Annotated in this window: 14 protein-coding genes; all 14 read left to right on the top strand. The window is 49.9% G+C overall.

The genetic code is table 11. The annotated features are described in order from the left end of the window. Positions 1-155 precede the first annotated feature (155 nt). The 14 genes from SB752_RS09345 to SB752_RS09280 all read left to right on the top strand — a co-directional run bounded on the left by SB752_RS09345 (position 156) and on the right by SB752_RS09280 (position 14,263). Positions 156-920, top strand: coding sequence for an IclR family transcriptional regulator (locus SB752_RS09345; protein WP_410715386.1), 765 nt, complete (start codon positions 156-158; stop codon positions 918-920). 162 nt (positions 921-1,082) lie between these two features. Next, entirely contained in the window at positions 1,083-2,441 is a 1,359-nt protein-coding gene (locus SB752_RS09340) for an MFS transporter (protein ID WP_410715385.1), read from the top strand. Next, on the top strand, positions 2,441-2,980 hold the full coding sequence (locus SB752_RS09335; protein WP_410715384.1) for a 3-hydroxyanthranilate 3,4-dioxygenase: 540 nt from the start codon (positions 2,441-2,443) through the stop codon (positions 2,978-2,980). The genes SB752_RS09340 and SB752_RS09335 overlap by 1 nt, the downstream gene beginning before the upstream one ends. Next, the gene (locus SB752_RS09330) at positions 2,965-3,963 is read left to right on the top strand and encodes an amidohydrolase family protein (RefSeq protein ID WP_410715383.1); all 999 of its coding nucleotides are present in this window, start codon (positions 2,965-2,967) and stop codon (positions 3,961-3,963) included. Before SB752_RS09335 ends, SB752_RS09330 begins: the two co-directional genes overlap by 16 nt. 14 nt (positions 3,964-3,977) lie before the next feature. Then, positions 3,978-4,439, top strand: coding sequence for a RidA family protein (locus SB752_RS09325; RefSeq protein ID WP_410715382.1), 462 nt, complete (start codon positions 3,978-3,980; stop codon positions 4,437-4,439). A gap of 14 nt (positions 4,440-4,453) precedes the next feature. Beyond that, a complete protein-coding gene (locus tag SB752_RS09320; RefSeq protein WP_410715381.1) occupies positions 4,454-5,905 on the top strand; it encodes an aldehyde dehydrogenase in 1,452 nt (483 codons plus the stop codon). Positions 5,906-5,937: 32 nt separating this feature from the next. Beyond that, on the top strand, positions 5,938-6,717 hold the full coding sequence (locus SB752_RS09315) for a 2-keto-4-pentenoate hydratase (protein ID WP_410715380.1): 780 nt from the start codon (positions 5,938-5,940) through the stop codon (positions 6,715-6,717). A 14-nt stretch (positions 6,718-6,731) separates the two neighbouring features. Then, positions 6,732-7,631 carry an acetaldehyde dehydrogenase (acetylating) gene (locus SB752_RS09310; protein ID WP_410715379.1) on the top strand — a complete coding sequence of 300 codons (900 nt, stop codon included), beginning with the start codon at positions 6,732-6,734 and terminating at the stop codon, positions 7,629-7,631. A 16-nt stretch (positions 7,632-7,647) separates the two neighbouring features. Continuing rightward, positions 7,648-8,646 (top strand): 4-hydroxy-2-oxovalerate aldolase, encoded by a 999-nt coding sequence (gene dmpG / locus SB752_RS09305; protein WP_410715465.1) that lies wholly within the window; start codon positions 7,648-7,650, stop codon positions 8,644-8,646. Positions 8,647-8,649: 3 nt separating this feature from the next. Beyond that, positions 8,650-9,441 carry a 2-keto-4-pentenoate hydratase gene (locus SB752_RS09300; protein WP_410715378.1) on the top strand — a complete coding sequence of 264 codons (792 nt, stop codon included), beginning with the start codon at positions 8,650-8,652 and terminating at the stop codon, positions 9,439-9,441. Between the two features lie 48 nt (positions 9,442-9,489). After that, positions 9,490-9,681 carry a 4-oxalocrotonate tautomerase gene (locus SB752_RS09295; RefSeq protein ID WP_410715377.1) on the top strand — a complete coding sequence of 64 codons (192 nt, stop codon included), beginning with the start codon at positions 9,490-9,492 and terminating at the stop codon, positions 9,679-9,681. 26 nt (positions 9,682-9,707) lie between these two features. After that, on the top strand, positions 9,708-10,991 hold the full coding sequence (kynU, locus tag SB752_RS09290; RefSeq protein WP_410715376.1) for a kynureninase: 1,284 nt from the start codon (positions 9,708-9,710) through the stop codon (positions 10,989-10,991). 57 nt (positions 10,992-11,048) lie between these two features. Next, complete coding sequence (locus SB752_RS09285; protein WP_410715464.1) at positions 11,049-12,452, top strand: amino acid permease; 1,404 nt, start codon at positions 11,049-11,051, stop codon at positions 12,450-12,452. Between the two features lie 56 nt (positions 12,453-12,508). Then, positions 12,509-14,263 (top strand): LVIVD repeat-containing protein, encoded by a 1,755-nt coding sequence (locus tag SB752_RS09280; protein WP_410715375.1) that lies wholly within the window; start codon positions 12,509-12,511, stop codon positions 14,261-14,263. The last annotated feature ends 116 nt before the right edge of the window (positions 14,264-14,379 follow it).

The following is a 14,379-nucleotide window of genomic DNA, read 5'->3' as shown; positions in this document are numbered from 1 at the left end:
ATCCCGTGTCGATCTAAAGACGCGGGTTTTTTTGTGTGAAAATGACAGAAAACTCTAAATTGTGTATTGCGTAGTTGGAAAAGTCAGCCTATAATAAGAAATGTATTCAGTATTCACGAACGTCGTTCGATAATGTCGAACGAAAGGGAGGGATCATGAGCGAGAAGTTTATTCAGTCGGTGGACCGAGCGATTGACATTATGGAGTTGTTCTCACTAACCGATACGGAGCTGAGTGTCAAAGAAATCAGTGACCGACTCCAGCTATCCAAAAGCACGGTTCATGGGTTGATCAAAACGTTGGAAAACAGAGGCTACCTCGAACAAAAACCAACCGATCAAAAGTACAAATTGGGCCTTCGCCTGTTCGAGTTGGGCAATTTGGTTGGAGGAGGGATGGAGCTGCGGAATCTCGCCTATCCGGTCATCCACGATCTGGTGGCAAAGCTGCAAGAGACTGTCCATTTGGTTGTTCTCGACAAAGACGAAGTTGTGTACGTGGAAAAAGTAGAAGGGCCCGGATCACTTCGCATGTACTCGATGCTGGGAAAAAGAGCACCGCTGTACTGCACCGGAGTGGGAAAGGCGCTATTCGCTCATTTGGACGAGGAGACAGTGGATCGCATTTTAAACGAAGTCGAATTGAAAGCGTTTACCTCTCTTACTTTGACGGACCCGGAAGCGATCAAGAATGAGCTAGCAAAAATCCGGGAGCAGGGGTACGCAGTTGACGATGAGGAAATTGAGATCGGATTGAAATGCGTGGCAGCACCCATTTTTAACCATGAGGGCAAAGTCATTGCTTCTATTAGTAGCGCTGGGCCCAAGCATCGATTCTCCGATGAAAAAATGGCAACGTTCATCAGCGAAGTGAAACTTGCGGCATTAGCGGTTTCTAAACGGTTTGGTTATCGAGGCTGATGGACACGAAAAAGAGACTTCACCCCCTGTAGAGTCAGTTTTCAAGCGGCCAGCCGGAAAACACTACGGAGGGAAGTCAGAATACTACCATTCGCCGACCATGCCCAAACTACCTGCAACAGACAAAAAGAAATTTCATAATTCGCTGGGGGTAGGTTGTTCGTGCGATCAGTCAATGCGCAAACGGTCATGGCAACAAGCAAGTTTTCCAAGTTTCACTTAGGTGTTTTTTTCTGGTGTGCATTCAGCATCATTTTTGATGGCTACGATCTGAACCTGTATGGCGTGGTACTGCCTGTCCTGATGCAGGAGTGGAATTTGACTCCGGTGCAGGCAGGGGCAATGGGCAGCTACGCACTGCTTGGGATGATGGCAGGGGCTTTTGTCTTCGCTCCGCTTGCAGACAAGATCGGAAGGAAAAAGGTACTGATTATTTGCATCACGCTCTTTAGTATTGCAACAGCGCTGGTTGCCTTTTCTCCCAATCCTACGATTTTCTCCATACTGCGGATCGTGGCAGGACTTGGTCTGGGAGGACTGATGCCCAATGTCATTGCTTTGATGACAGAATACTCACCGAAAAAAATCAGAAGCATTTTAGTAGCTGCGATGTACAGCGGATATGCGATCGGTGGAATCATGGCAGCCCTGCTCGGTATGTACGTCATGCCGGTACTTGGCTGGCAGTCTATCTTTTGGGTAGGCGTGATCCCTCTGCTCGTGCTTCCATGGTTTATCAAGCACTGCCCGGAATCAATGAGCTTTTATATTTTGAAAAGGCAAAACAAAGAGCTTTGCCGGATACTGAACCAGGTCGATTCTTATGGACAGTACAAGGAGACGGACGAATTTCAGTTTGAAGCGGAAAAGGCAAAGGCACAAGGCTCACCTGTCAAAAAGCTGTTTGAAGAAAATCGGGCACGCAGCACGTTCCTGTTCTGGCTTTCCACCTTCTGCTGCCTGATCATGGTCTACGGTCTCAATACCTGGCTGCCAAAGCTGATGCTGCAAGCAGGTTACCCTATGGGCTCCAGCCTGTCGTTCATGCTGACACTCAATCTCGGGTCAATAGCAGGCTCGCTTATCGGTGGCTGGCTCTCTGACAAACTGGGTGCAAAGAAAGTCATCATCGCGTTTTACCTTATTGGTGCCCTGTGCTTTGTTCTCCTCGGCTTCAAATCTTCTACGCTGCTTTTGTACCTATTCGTTGGAGTGGGTGGCGCGTGTACGATTGGCACACAAAACCTCGCCAATCCTTACATCACAGAATTTTATCCGAAGGAAATGCGCTCTACCGGCATCGGCTGGTCACTTGGTATCGGCCGGATCGGTGCGATTCTTGGTCCAACACTAGGCGGATTTTTACTATCACTAAGCCTGCCTCTGCAAAGTAATTTCCTCGTGTTCGCGATCCCGTGCTTGTTCGGAGCAGTAGCGCTTACATTTATCCAAGAGAAATACGGAAGCTTTGATTCGAAAAAAATCGAAACCAATGAATGGTCAAAGGAGAGTGTCATCTAATGAGCAAAATCGTTAGTCCTGTTCATATTTGGAAATTTATTGAGGAAAATAAAGACAGCCTGAAACCACCTGTCAACAATAAAGTCGTTTGGAAAGACGCTGAGCTGATGATGATGGTGCTAGGCGGTCCGAACAAAAGACGGGATTTTCACGTAGACCCTTCGGAAGAGATCTTTTATCAGCTAAAAGGCGATTGCTATGTCGAAATCATTAATGAAGAGGGCAAACGCGAGGTCATCACCGTGCGTGAAGGCGAAATGTTCCTCCTGCCAGCAAACGTGCCGCATTCCCCTCACCGTGTAGCGGATACGATTGGGCTTGTCATCGAACGCAACCGCGACCACGGAGAGCTGGAGGATTTCGTCTGGTTCTGCGATCAATGTGACCAGGAAATGCACCGTACGCGTGTTCAATTGACTGATATTGAAAAGCAGGTAAAAGAAGCGATTTACACATTCAACAGCAGCGCCGATCTGCGCGCGTGCAAAAATTGCGGACATGTCATGTCAGAGGAAGTGAAAGAATGGCAACCAGAGTAGATTTTCATACACACATCATCCCGGCTGATTTGCCTGATTTTTCAGGGAAATATGGCGGTGATCGCTGGCCGGTACTGCAACCGACCTGCTCCTGCGGTGCCAATATCATGGTAGGCGGCAAGCTGTTTCGTGAAATTACCGATCAGTGCTGGGACCCGAAAAAACGCATCGAGGACATGATCGCAGAAGGTGTAGATGTTCAAGTGCTCTCACCGATTCCTGTGACCTTCTCTTACTGGGCGCCTGCTGAAGCAGCGGAAGCGATGGCTCGCCTGCAAAATGACTTTATCGCTGATACGGTGCGCATGTATCCGGATCGCTTCATCGGACTGGGAACCGTTCCACTGCAAGACGTGGAGGGCTCTATTCGAGAAATGGAACGCTGCATGCACACGTTGGGCTTGAAAGGGATCGAGATCGGTTCCAACATCAATGGCTTGAATTTGGATGATCCAGTTTTTCTCCCGTTCTTCGAGATGTGCGAGAAATGGGAGGTGCCATTGTTTGTCCATCCGTGGGAGACGCTAGGACGGGAGAGAATGCCCCGCCACAACTTCATGTATACAGTTGGGATGCCAAGCGAAACGGCACTTGCAGCAGCGAGTCTGGTCGGAGGCGGCGTCATGGAGAAATTTCCGAAGCTAAAGGTGTGCTTTGCACATGGCGGAGGCTCCTTCCCGTACATTTTGCCTCGTCTCGACCAAGGCTGGAAGGTTTGGCCGCACCTGCGCGTGACTGAACACCCACCTAGCTACTATGCGAAAAACTTTTACTTTGATTCTCTGAATTACGAGCCGAACAACATCAAGCTTCTGATTGAGCGATTTGGTCATGAAAAAATCTTGATGGGTACGGATTACCCGTTTTTGCTCCGCGAGCTTCCACCAGGAAAAGTCATTTATGATACCCCTGGACTGACAGAGGAGCAAAAGAGTGCGATGCTCGGGGGCAATGCCCTCGAATTCTTGAAAGTATCGCGATGAGAGGAGACATAGGAGTGGCAGAACAATTACAGACACCCGAACAAAATTTAGCTGAGCTGGGTCTTCTACTTCCACAGCTTCGTACCCCTGTTGGCAACTATGTAGCGAGCGTTCGTACAGGCAATCTCCTGTTTACCGCAGGACAGGGAGTCGATCAGTACAAAGGTAAGCTTGGTCATGACCTCACGATTGAGGAAGGATATTTGGCTTCTCGGCAATCCATGCTCAACCTGCTCGCGGCGGTCAAAGCGGAAATTGGCGATCTTGGCAAAGTGAAGAGAGTCGTCAAAATTTTGGGATTTGTCAATTCTACTGAAGATTTTACGGATCAACCGAAAGTGATGAACGGAGCTTCCGATTTGTTGGTAGCCGTTTTTGGAGAAAAGGGCAAGCATGGTCGATCCGCGGTCGGGATGGCGCAGCTGCCGGGTAATACAGCCGTAGAGATAGAGATGGTACTGGAGATCGAGGAGTAGACAGGAGGGGAAACATGAACAGCATTCAACTGCAAGATGCCAAACTGTTTATCAATGGTGAGTATGTAGACGCGATGTCTGGGGAAACGTTTGACACGATCAACCCGGCGACAAACGAAAAGCTCGCATCGGTAGCCTGCGCTGATGAGCGGGACACGAGCAAGACAATCGAGATCGCGCAGGCCGCTTTTGAGAGCGGGGTTTGGAGCAATAAATCAGTAGAAGAGCGCTCTGAAATCTTGTGCCGCATGTCTGATCTGGTTCTGGAGCGCGTCGAAGAGCTCGCGACGCTGGAAACGATGGATGTCGGCAAGCCGATCAAGGAGAGTCTCGGCTTTGACATTCCGCGTGCGGCCCAAAACCTGCGCTTCTTTGCAGAGATGGCGAAGTACGTGAACCATGAGCATTACGACAAAGGAAACTTCATGTCCTATGCCAAATATGCGCCAGCAGGCGTAACCAGCCTGATCATCCCGTGGAACCTGCCATTTATGCAGATGACCTGGAAAGCTTCGGCAGCATTGGCAGCAGGGAACACGATCGTAGTAAAACCAGCATCCTACACTCCGCTATCTGCGCTCATGCTGGGGGAAATCGCCAACGAAGCTGGTTTGCCACCAGGAGTTCTGAATATTTTGACCGGTCCAGGTGGAACCGTCGGCACAGCCATGACCACAAATCCGCATGTGCGACGTATTTCGTTCGTAGGAGAAACCACTACAGGCAAAACGATCATGCGCAATGCGGCTTCGGAGTTGATCCCGGTATCGCTGGAGCTGGGCGGCAAGTCCGCGAACATCGTTTTTGCAGATGCCGATCTCGATGAAACGGTAAAAGGCTCAGTGGAAGCGATTTTCCGCAACCAGGGCGAAATTTGCCTCGCAGGCTCGCGACTGCTGGTTGAGGAGTCTGTATACGAGAAATTCCTTGAAAAGTTTGTTGTCGCTGTACAAAAGATCAAGGTTGGCGATCCTCTGGATATGGAAACAGACATGGGGGCGCTCGTGTCAAAAAGTCATCTGGAAACCGTCGAGCAATATGTGCAGATCGGATTGTCCGAGGGAGCAAAGCTGGCGCACGGCGGAAAGCGCGTCGCTGGACTGGATAAAGGAAATTACTACGAGCCGACCGTCTTGTATGACGTCGATAACAAAATGAGGGTGGCTCAAGAGGAGATTTTCGGCCCTGTGCTGGTGGTCATCCCGTTCAAAACAGAAGAAGAGGCTATCCGAATCGCGAATGATTCGATTTACGGTCTGGCTGGTGTAGTCTGGACAAACGATCTGCGTCGTGCCCATCGCGTGGCAGCAGGCATCAACTCCGGCTTGCTCTGGATCAACTGCTGGTATGTGCGTGATTTGCGCACACCGTTTGGCGGCTCAAAGGCAAGTGGAATCGGCCGCGAAGGTGGTCGTCACAGCTTTGAGTTCTATACCGAGGCCAAAACAGTGACGATGAAGCTGTAATTGCAACGCGGAAGCGAAAGGATGGACATGACATGGAACAAATAATCGAAAGCGTAGCACAGGAACTGCTCGCAGCAGAACAGATCCGTCAGCCAGTAGCGCCGATTACCACGCGTTATGAGGGCTTGCAGACAATCGATGCTTATCGTATTCAGCTCAAGGTTTTGGAAAAAAAGCTGGACAGCGGAAGAGAAGTCATCGGCAAAAAAGTCGGTTTGACTAGCCTGGCTATGCAGCGAATGTTGGGGGTCGATGAGCCAGATTACGGACATTTGCTGGACAACATGGTCGTAAAAAATAACGACACGGTTCAAGTTGATCAACTGCTTTTGCCAAAGGTTGAAGCGGAAATTGGTTTCGTGCTTAGGGCTGATCTAGTTGGTCCAAATATCAACTACCTGGATGTATTGATGGCAACCGAGTATGTGGTGCCGACACTTGAGATTATTGATAGCCGCATCGCAGACTGGAAAATCAAGCTGGTCGATACCGTGGCAGACAATGGCTCTTCTGCACTTGTCGTCGTCGGGGATCAGCGCACTCGTCTGGATGGTCTCGATCTGAGAAGCGTAGGCATGGCGCTGTACAAAAATGAAGAAGAAGTCGGTACTGGAGCAGGCGCAGCAGCATTGGGTCACCCAGCCCATGCGGTTGCCTGGCTGGCGAATAAGCTTCATGAGTTTGGGATTGGTCTGAAAGCAGGCGAGTTGATTTTACCAGGTGCTCTTAGCGCTGCCGTAGCAGTCAGAGAGGGAGATTTCGTCACAGCCAGTTTCGGGTCATTGGGGTCCGTTTCTGTGACGTTTCGGTAGAGAGGAGACTTACTTTGAAAAAAATCAAGGCAGCCATCTTAGGATCAGGCAATATCGGCACCGACCTGATGTACAAGTTGGAGAGAAGCAGTGTAATAGAGATAGCAGCTGTTATCGGGATTGACCCGGATTCTGATGGTCTCAAGCGGGCAAAGGACAAAGGGTATCCTGTTTTTGCAAACGGTATTGAGGCGATTGTGAACCAGCCGGATTTGGCAGAAATCGTGTTTGATGCTACCTCTGCAAAAGCACATGTTCGTCATGCAAAAGTGCTGAAAGAGCTAGGCATACGAGCAATCGATCTAACTCCAGCGGCACGGGGACCATTCGTGTGCCCGGTCGTCAACCTTACGGAGCAGCTGGAATTGGAAACGACGAACCTCAACATGATCACATGCGGCGGTCAGGCGACGATCCCGATCGTATATGCGATCAATCGCGTAGCCAATGTCAGCTACGCAGAAATTGTAGCGACGATAGCAAGCAAGAGCGCTGGCCCCGGTACACGCGCCAATATCGATGAGTTTACAATGACGACTCGCCAAGCACTGGAACAAGTAGGCGGAGCAGATCAAGGCAAAGCGATCATCATACTGAACCCTGCAGAACCGCCAATTTTGATGCGGGACACCATCTATTGTGAAGTGGCTCAGATGGATGAAGCTGCGATCCGCCAGTCTATTTTGGATATTGTTCAGGAGGTTCACCACTATGTACCCGGTTATCGCCTCAAGCAGGAGCCGCTGTTCGAAGAGAACCGGGTGACGGTGTTTCTGGAAATCGAGGGAGCGGGAGACTACTTCCCTCCATATGCAGGCAATTTGGACATCATGACGGCAGCGGCTATGCGGGTAGGAGAACAGATCGCTCGTCATCTACTGGATGGGAGAGGAGTAAGCCTTGGAACGGAATAGGAATCTACCAATCAAAATGACAGAGGTTTGCTTGCGCGACGGAAGTCACGTCGTAGCTCACCAGTTTACTACAGCGCAAGTGAAGTCTATTGTAGCTGGTCTCGACGATGCAGGCATGCACTACATTGAAGTCAGCCATGGAGACGGATTGGGCGGCTCGACGATTCAATACGGGCGCTCTCGTGTAAACGAAATGGAATTGATTGAAACGGCTGTTGCAGCTTGCAAGCAGGCAAAGGTAGCGGTTCTGCTGATTCCCGGAGTGGGAACAGTAAACGAGCTGAAGCAAGCAAGACAGCTAGGGGCTAGTCTCGTTCGGGTCGCTACGCATGTGACGGAGGCTGATGTATCTGCTCAGCACATCCAGATGGCGCGCGAGCTGGGCATGGAAGTCTGCGGTTTTCTGATGATGGCGCATTCTGCACCAGTCGAAAAGCTCGTGGAGCAAGCAAAGCTGATGCAAAGCTATGGAGCAGAAGCTGTTTACGTGACGGATTCAGCGGGAGCGCTCTTGCCGGATCAGGTACGAGAGCGTATCCGCGCCATGCGTCAGGCTCTCAATATCGAAATTGGCTTCCATGCTCATAACAATTTGTCCGTAGCGATTGCCAATACGCTTGTAGCGATTGAAGAGGGGGCTACTCGAATCGATGGCAGCATGCGCTGTCTGGGGGCAGGGGCTGGCAATGCACAAACAGAGGTATTGCTTGCTGTTCTGGATCGGATGGGCATACAGCTCGGGATCGATCTCTACAAAATGATGGATGTAGCCGAAGACATCGTGGGTCCGATCCTGCCACAATCACAGGAAATTCGCAAAGGCAGTCTCGTCATGGGCTATGCAGGCGTCTATTCCAGCTTCCTTCTCCACGCCGAGCGTGCGAGCAAGCGTTTCGGTGTTGATGCCAGAGACATCTTGATGGAGGTCGGCAGACGAAAAGCAGTGGGCGGACAAGAAGACATGATTATTGATGTGGCAGCGGAGCTGGCGCAGATCCGAAGAGCGGGGGTATGACAAATGGCGATCACACAGGAAGTACGACGAGAGCTGGTCGACTATTTGCTTTCAGCGGAGAGGGAGAAGAGAGAGGTAGAGAAGATCACCTCCCGTTATCCTGATCTCCCGATTGAGGTAGCGTATGAGATTCAGCAGCAATTGATTGAGCGCAAGGAGCAGGCTGGTGAACGCTGCATCGGCTTGAAGCTGGGACTTACCAGCAGGGCAAAGCAACAGATGATGGGCGTGCACGAGGCGATTTACGGTTACTTAACCGACGGGATGCTTGCACTAGAATGGGAGCCTCTCGCTTATAGCCGCTTTATTCATCCAAAGGCGGAGCCGGAAATCGCCTTTATGATGGGAGAAGATTTTCAAGGGACAAATGTTACGGCAGAGGATGTGCTGCGGGTAACCAAATACGTTGCTCCAGCGATTGAGATTATCGACAGTCGTTATGAGAATTTCCGCTTTACACTGCCAGATGTTGTGGCAGACAACTGCTCCTCCTCCGCTTTTGTCGTAGGGAGCAAGTGGGTGTCTCCTCACGAATTCGATCTCGCTTTGACGGGCGTGGTCATGAGCAAAAATGGAATGATCCAAACGACAGGCTCAGGTGCAGCTGTGCTTGGTCATCCAGCGGCGTCCATGGCGTGGGCAGTCAATAAGCTGGGCGAAAAAGGTCTCGGCCTGAAAAAGGGCCAGATTGTCCTGAGCGGGGCCATTACAGAGGCGATCGCTTTTGAGCCAGGCGATGTCATTCAAGTAACGGTCGATGGGATGGGCAGTGTCACATTCGGCTGCCAAGGATAAGAGGTAACCTATCCCGATTCTAGAGTCAGTCAATAGCGAGGTGCTAGTATGCCGATTGTTCAGGTTTCCATCCTGCAAGGCAGAGATAAAGAGCAAATCAGGAATTTGATTGAGGGCGTGACCGCAGCAATCACTACAAGCTTGGATGTCCGGCCTGAGCAGGTTCGCGTACTGGTTACAGAGCTTCCCCCCTCCCACTGGGGTGTGGGGGGAGTCACCAAAGTAGTGCAAAGCCGGTAAATCAACGAATTTCCAAGGAGGTAGCTATGCCATACGCATCAATCCCACTTACCAAAAACTATGCCGGGGAGCTAGACGCACAGGATAAACTGGCGAAATACCGAGACGAGTTTTACCTGTTGCCCAGTATGTATCTAGATGGAAATTCGCTTGGTCTCATGTCCAAGCGAGCGGAAAAAAGCTTGTTTGATCTGGTGCAGTCATGGAAGGAGCTCGGGATCGAGGGTTGGACGACAGGGCAGCATCCATGGTTCTTCCTTTCTGAAAAACTGGGAGTGTTGAGTTCGTCTCTCGTTGGTGCAAATCCAGAGGAAGTGATTGTAACAGGCTCCACTACGATCAATTTGCATCAAATGGCAGCTACTTTTTATCAGCCAGAGGGGAAACGGACCAAAATCATCGCAACAGAGCTCGACTTTCCTACCGATATTTACGCACTGCAAAGTCATATCAAGCTGCATGGGCTAGACCCTGACGAGCATTTGATTCGAGTAGCCAGCCGCGATGGTCGCCTGATTGAAGAGGAAGACATCATTTCTGCAATGACAGACGAGGTGGCGCTTGTTGTCCTGCCAACGGTACTCTATCGAAGCGGTCAGCTACTGGATATCGAGCGCTTGACAACGGCTGCTCATGACAAAGGGATCTTGATCGGTTTTGACGGCTGCCATTCTGTTGGAGCAATCCCGCATTATTTCAGCAAGTGGGGCGTGGACTTTGCTTACTGGTGCAACTACAAATACGTAAACGCAGGCCCGGGAAGTGTCGGCAGCATTTATGTGAATCGCAAGCATTTTGGAAGAACTCCTGGACTTGCAGGGTGGTACAGCTCGAAGAAGGACAAGCAATTTGACATGGAACACACGCTGGATGTATGCGAGACAGCTGGAGCGTACCAGACTGGAACTCCGCATATGTTCAGCCTGGCACCGCTGCTTGGTTCGCTGGAAATGTTTGAAGAGGTGTCCGTCGAAGTGCTCCGCGAAAAGTCACTGAAGCTGACCCGCTATATGATGGATTTAATTGAGGTGGAGCTTGCTGGCATGGGATTTGTCATTGCGAATCCGCAAGAGGATGAGCGTCGCGGCGGCCACGTAAGCCTGGAACACGAAGAAGCAGTACGCATTTGCAAGGCACTAAAGGAAGCTGGAATCATTCCTGACTTCCGCGCTCCTAACATCATTCGTTTGGCTCCGGTTGCTTTCTACACGACATACACCGAGGTATGGGAAAGTGTGCAAATCTTAAAAACCATTATGCAAGAAAAGAGCTACGAAAAATTTGAAAACAAGCGCGGAGTTGTAGCCTAAGCGCTTGATCAAAAGGAGTGAGTGCATGTGTCAAGCAATAACAACTTTCAAGACATCATGGAGAGGGAGAAAGGGCTGCAACGCGGGTTAACTACCCGCCAGCTCGCGATGATTGCCATCGGCGGTGCGATCGGTACCGGATTGTTTCTCGGCAGCGGGATGGCGATTGGCTTTGCAGGACCGAGTGTCATTGTCAGCTATCTGATTGGTGCGGTCATTGCGTTATTACTGATGGGATGTCTGGCTGAGATGACTGTCGCTCATCCGACGACCGGATCATTTGGTGCCCACGCAGAACGCTACATTAATCCATGGGCAGGCTTTTCCGTCCGCTATGCGTATTGGTTTAGTCTGGTATGTGCAGTTGGGACAGAAGTATCGGCGATGTCCGTTTATATGAAGTACTGGTTCCCTGATGTACCAGGCATCATCTGGATCGTCATCTTTTCCGCAGTACTCCTTTATGTAAACGCTACCAGTGTAAACTTGTTCGGTACTGTTGAATATTGGTTCTCCATGATTAAAGTAGCAGCTATTATTTTGTTTATCGTATTTGGAGCTTATGTTGTATTCGGTACTTCAAACCCAGAAGTCGGTCCGCAGAACTTTACTAATAATGACGGCTTCTTCCCGAACGGGGTATGGGGCATGTGGATCGCTATCTTTATCTCCTTGTTCAGCTACCTCAGTATTGAAATGATCGCAGTCAGTGCCGGTGAAGCAAAAGAGCCGGAAAAAGCGGTTCCGATGGCTTTGAAAACGGCTGTTATCAGGCTAGTGCTGTTCTACATTTTGACTCTCGCCCTCATGCTCATGATTGTTCCGTGGCAACAGGCAGGAAGCGATGCCAGTCCTTTTGTAAAAGTTTTTGAAATTATCAATATTCCGGGCGCGGCTGGCATTATGAACTTCGTTGTATTGACGGCAGCCCTCTCTGCCATGAACAGTCAGCTCTACATTTCTACTAGGATGGTATTTTCTCTGTCTCGCGCAGGCTTTGCACCTGCCAAGCTCGGTGATTTAAGTAAAAAAGGCGTTCCGGTCAAAGCGCTGGCCCTATCCACGATCGGAATTGCGATTGCGACGATCATCAACATTGTCGCTCCTGATCAATCGTTTGTGGTCATGATTTCCCTCTCCAGCTTTGGTGCGATGTTCGCATGGTTCATGGTTTTCATTACACACCTGTTCTTCCGTCGTAAATGGGAAAAAATGGGCGGTCGAAAGCTGCCGGTGAGAATGATTGGCTTTCCGTATCTGACAATCCTGGGAGCAGTTCTCTTGGCTTGCGTCGTACTCTCTACATGGTTCCAGCCAGAATTTAAAGATACGCTGACTATGGGCTTCCCGCTTCTGCTCATCATTTCGATTGCCTATTTCATCTGGAAAAAGGCAAATCCGAGTGCTTATGAAGCATCTGCTAATCAAGGGAAGGAAGACAACAAAAACATTACCTCGTAACATCCAGACTTTCATATAGGGGCGATTCCATCTAGTAGATAAAGGGGATTGATTCAATGAAAAAAGAGAAGAAGCAGCGAGTAATGAGTACGTTTCTTGCCACGACCCTTGTATTAGGCTCACTTGTGCCGATTACAGCGGTAGATGCCTCGACGCCTGCAAAGTCAGATGCGTTTGTGGCACCGCGAACCGGACTCAATGTAAACGCACCAGATGCACCAGCAGCCTATCCGAAAGAAGAGCACAAGCTATTGCCGGGGGAGCCAGCCGAGCCAGCGCCTGGAACCTGGGGATATGATGGGAAGACAGGAATATTCACTCATCCAACGGCGACACCAGACAACGAGGGGCCACAGCCTTTCAATGGAAGCCTGCCTTATTTGGATCAGAACCAGTACGTGAAAAATATGAATGTCGAAGCATTTTACCCGTATGTGGCAGGGTGGGGCCACAGTTGGCAGGCGACTTTTGATCTGAATGGCAAGAGGTACCTGTATGACTATGAAACGACCATGTACAACGTCTTTGATATTACCGATCCGAAAAATGCCAAACGGATTGCGTACAAAAGCTTCGATACAAAAGTAGAGCATCAGTTTGGTCCCATGACGATCAAGTATAACAAAGAGCTGGGCAAGCTGATCGCCGTTCAGGTATACGAAGTGCCTCGCTATGGTGTGCTGTCTAATAAATACACCAATCCAGAAGAGGTTCAAGCGATTAAAGATCGAAAAATGCTGCGCGGATTCCGTATCTATGAAGTAACGAGCCCGCTGTTCACAGAATGGAAGCTGCTCTCCGAAACAGCACTTGATCCGAAAGCAAATCCGGGTGACGAGGTCCAGGAAGGCTCTGGTGGCTTGGATGTGCCTGTATACAACGGCGACAAGTATTTGTTCATTGCAGGTGCGCCGGATGACAGCTTTTCCAACACCGAGTACAAAAGCTATCTATACTCCGCAGGTCAAATGGCTTTTGACGTCTCTGATCCTACCAAACCAAAAAGATTAGATACCTGGTGGGTACCTGGACAGCGCAAGGGCGAGGAAGAAGCCTACAACAAAAACCCGCGTGCTGGTAACAAAACGACCTGGATGGGTGCCAGAATGCCGCTGTTCATTCCAAAGCCAGTGGAAAAAGGCGGAAAATACGGGTATGCAGCCATGGGAGGCTACGGCTTCTGGGTCGTCGATATTACTGATCCAAATAATATGAAAGCTGTTTCTCATATTGACATGCCGATCAGCGCAAGTGGTACTGAGGGAGACAATATCGATGTTACGAAGGTTGAGACGACAGGCATGGTTTACTACAGTGGCTACCCATTGGGTGAGGATTGCCACGAGCCATACAAAGACATTTATGCGATTGATGTCCGTGATCCACTGAATCCAAAAATTGCTTTCACTATGCCGCGTCCAACCCCACCTGGCGATGCGCCGTTCACAGATTACTGCCAACGCCGTGGAAGCTTTGGACCAAAGCGCAGTGGTTATGCTGCGATCCAGCCGGGAACACCGAGCCAAACGGTAATGCCGTATGCATTCTACAATGCTGGCGTGCAGGTGTTTGATCTGAAAAATCCGAGCAAGCCAACGATCGAAGCGTACTTTGTTCCAAAAATGTCTGGTGAATACTTGAGCAATGACGGCAGTGGCAAAGAAATGAGCGAGCATTCAAACCCGGTCCACAGTATTTTTGTAGAATGGGATCGTAATCTCGTATGGGCATTTTCTAATCACGGCATCTACGTCTTGTCTACGCCTCTCTTAGGTGAGGCGAAGAGCGGTGTGCCGATAGATAAACGCTAACATATAAAATGAAGGTTTATTCGATTTACAGGTCCGGCTTATTGCTGGATCTGTTTTTTGCTTTATGCAGAACATATAAAAAGGGATTTCATTTCCTTTCTTGGGTACACTATCCG

Origin of the sequence: Brevibacillus sp. SIMBA_040 (assembly GCF_046535075.1) — a bacterium.
Classification (GTDB): Bacteria; Bacillota; Bacilli; order Brevibacillales; family Brevibacillaceae; genus Brevibacillus.
The sequence above is the reverse complement of the archived record's forward strand: the minus strand, read 5'-3'. Positions and strand labels throughout refer to the sequence as shown.

Bases quoted from the DNA above. Each gene is read 5' to 3' on its own strand.
- SB752_RS09345 (WP_410715386.1), top strand. From the start codon at position 156: ATGAGCGAGAAGTTTATTCAGTCGGTGGACCGAGCGATTGACATTATG.
- SB752_RS09335 (WP_410715384.1), top strand. From the start codon at position 2,441: ATGAGCAAAATCGTTAGTCCTGTTCATATTTGGAAATTTATTGAGGAA.
- SB752_RS09330 (WP_410715383.1), top strand. From the start codon at position 2,965: ATGGCAACCAGAGTAGATTTTCATACACACATCATCCCGGCTGATTTG.
- SB752_RS09320 (WP_410715381.1), top strand. From the start codon at position 4,454: ATGAACAGCATTCAACTGCAAGATGCCAAACTGTTTATCAATGGTGAG.
- SB752_RS09315 (WP_410715380.1), top strand. From the start codon at position 5,938: ATGGAACAAATAATCGAAAGCGTAGCACAGGAACTGCTCGCAGCAGAA.
- dmpG (WP_410715465.1), top strand. From the start codon at position 7,648: ATGACAGAGGTTTGCTTGCGCGACGGAAGTCACGTCGTAGCTCACCAG.
- SB752_RS09300 (WP_410715378.1), top strand. From the start codon at position 8,650: ATGGCGATCACACAGGAAGTACGACGAGAGCTGGTCGACTATTTGCTT.
- SB752_RS09295 (WP_410715377.1), top strand. From the start codon at position 9,490: ATGCCGATTGTTCAGGTTTCCATCCTGCAAGGCAGAGATAAAGAGCAA.
- kynU (WP_410715376.1), top strand. From the start codon at position 9,708: ATGCCATACGCATCAATCCCACTTACCAAAAACTATGCCGGGGAGCTA.
- SB752_RS09285 (WP_410715464.1), top strand. From the start codon at position 11,049: ATGGAGAGGGAGAAAGGGCTGCAACGCGGGTTAACTACCCGCCAGCTC.
- SB752_RS09280 (WP_410715375.1), top strand. From the start codon at position 12,509: ATGAAAAAAGAGAAGAAGCAGCGAGTAATGAGTACGTTTCTTGCCACG.